Origin of the sequence: Nocardioides daejeonensis (assembly GCF_003194585.1) — a bacterium.
In the GTDB taxonomy this organism is placed as follows: Bacteria; Actinomycetota; Actinomycetes; order Propionibacteriales; family Nocardioidaceae; genus Nocardioides; species Nocardioides daejeonensis.
Genome location: NZ_QHKZ01000016.1, coordinates 1 through 1,526, shown reverse-complemented (window position 1 = coordinate 1,526; position 1,526 = coordinate 1). Strand labels below are relative to the sequence as shown.

The 1,526-nt window shown below is 68.7% G+C and carries 1 protein-coding gene; it reads left to right on the top strand.

Annotated elements, in window-relative coordinates:
- Window positions 1-124 precede the first annotated feature (124 nt).
- A complete protein-coding gene (locus DNK54_RS20950; protein ID WP_110208960.1) occupies window positions 125-1,219 on the top strand; it encodes an IS110 family RNA-guided transposase in 1,095 nt (364 codons plus the stop codon).
- Window positions 1,220-1,526 lie beyond the last annotated feature (307 nt).

Genomic DNA, 1,526 nt, shown 5'->3' with positions numbered 1-1,526 from the left:
TCAGACGGTATGACGTGACCGCCTCGGGGTGAGGGGGTTGCGGGCCGGGGCCTCGCCACGCATGTTCGTGGGTTACCGAGCAGGAGGCGCCTGCTCGGCCTGTCCACAGTCGTAGGAGGCCCCGGTGTTTGTTGAGCGTACGAGCGTCGGTCTGGATGTGCACGCAAGGTCGATCGCCGCCGCGGCGATCGACACCACGACGGGCGAGTTCTTCAAGGACGCCCTCGTTCCCCAGCCCGAGGTCGTCATCGACTGGATCCGACGGCTGCCGGGACCGGTCGCGGTGACCTATGAGGCCGGTCCGACCGGCTTCGGACTGGCCCGAGCACTTCGTGACGCCGGACTGCGCTGTGAGGTCGCGGCACCCTCGCGGCTGGTGCGGCCGGCTGGTGATCGAGTCAAGACCGACGCTAAGGACGCGCTGCTGCTGGCTCGGCTGCTGCGGATGGACGAGATCGTTTCGGTGACCGTGCCGACCCTCGACCAGGAAGCGGCCCGTGATCTGGTGCGTGCCCGCGAAGACACCCGCGGGGATCTGATGCGGCTGCGGCACCGTGTCTCGAAGCTGCTGTTGCGTCATGGGCACGTCTACTACGGCGGCCCGGCGTGGACCCGGCCGCACACCGCATGGCTGCACTCGATCCGGTTCGACCGGCTCGGCACACAAGCCGCCTACCAAGCCGACCTCGAGGCGGTCGAGTTCACCCTGGCTCGCCGCGAGCGGCTCGACGACGCGATCGCGAAGATGGCCGCGGACTCCGAGTTCACCCCGACCCTGCGCAAGCTGTGCTGCATGCGCGGGATCTCGACCCTGACCGGGTTCGCGCTCGCCGTCGAGCTCGGCGACTGGGGCCGGTTCACCGGCGCCAGCATCGGTGCGTTCCTCGGGCTGGTGCCCTCTGAGCACTCCAGTGGCGACTCGCGCAGCCAGGGCGGGATCACCAAGGCCGGCAACACTCATGTACGCCGTCTGCTCGTCGAGTCGGCCTGGCACCACAAGCCGCGCTACGTCGTCGGCAAGACCCTGCAAGCACGCTGGGACCAAGCACCAGCCGCAGCCCGGGTCCGTGGCCACGCCGGCAACCAGCGGCTCCATCACCGCTGGGAGGTCTACAGCCAGCGAAAGAAGAAGCACACCGTGGCCACCACCGCGATCGCCCGCGAGCTCGCCGGCTGGTGCTGGTCACTGGCCACCCTGCCCGACGACACCGCCATATAGCCGTCGGGCCACTCGACTCTGGGACGGGACCCGATCGCGTCGGCAGCAGCGCGAGGAGCCGAACCCGCGGAACTACTGTGAGCCACCAGCCCGCTGGTGACGCTCGACCTCAGATACCCGACGGAAGCGCTCCAGCCGAACACCGAACTGCGGTAACCAACCCGCGCATATCAGTCTCGACCGCGTGCGTCGCCAGACACGCTCCGCCCGTCGCGACCCCCAACCCAGAACAGAGACGCCGCCGCAGCAACCAGCCGCGGCGGCGTCTCGCCATGCCTCTTGACAGACAGGGACTACATATCAGTAG